The organism is Arthrobacter sp. LAPM80, assembly GCF_046736435.1.
Taxonomy (GTDB): domain Bacteria; phylum Actinomycetota; class Actinomycetes; order Actinomycetales; family Micrococcaceae; genus Specibacter.
Window position 1 is genome coordinate 1 of sequence record NZ_JBCHVD010000070.1, and the last position, 459, is coordinate 459.

The 459-nt window shown below is 67.5% G+C and carries 1 protein-coding gene; it reads left to right on the forward strand.

Annotation, left to right across the window (positions count from 1 at the left end; translation table 11 throughout):
* Window positions 1-18: 18 nt before the first annotated feature.
* Window positions 19-459, forward strand: a 441-nt coding sequence (locus tag AAGW05_RS18565; protein ID WP_411806036.1) for a hypothetical protein, incomplete at its 3' end; no start/stop codon positions are given.

Below are 459 nucleotides of genomic sequence, written 5' to 3' on the forward strand. Positions count from 1 at the left end.
GGTGGGAAGATGGCTATCATGACCACGCAACCGCCATTGCCCGTAGCGATGGTCGCCGCTGCCGTGCCGGTGGGCCTGGCCGTGTCACTGGTGGAGGGTGCTGATGGTGGTGAGGTCTATATTCGTGGGCAGCTGACGTTTTCCTGGGACACCCCTGATGTGGCTGCGCGCCGGTGGGCGGCCGTCAAGCTGGCGGGCATGCGGGCCACCTCGGTGACGAAGGTCGCGGCGGCGTTTTCGGTCTCGGTCGGGACGTTGTGGATGTGGGGCCAGTTGCTGGCCGAGGGCGGGGTTGCGGCCCTGGCACCGGAGAAGAGAGGCCCGAAAGCCCCGTCCCGGCTCAGTGGGGACGTCGTGGCACGGATCGTTGAACTGCGGGCGACGGGTATGTCCCAACAGGCGGTCGCTGACGCGGTCGGGGTGTCCGAATTCAGTGTCCGCCGCGCCCTCAAAACAGCC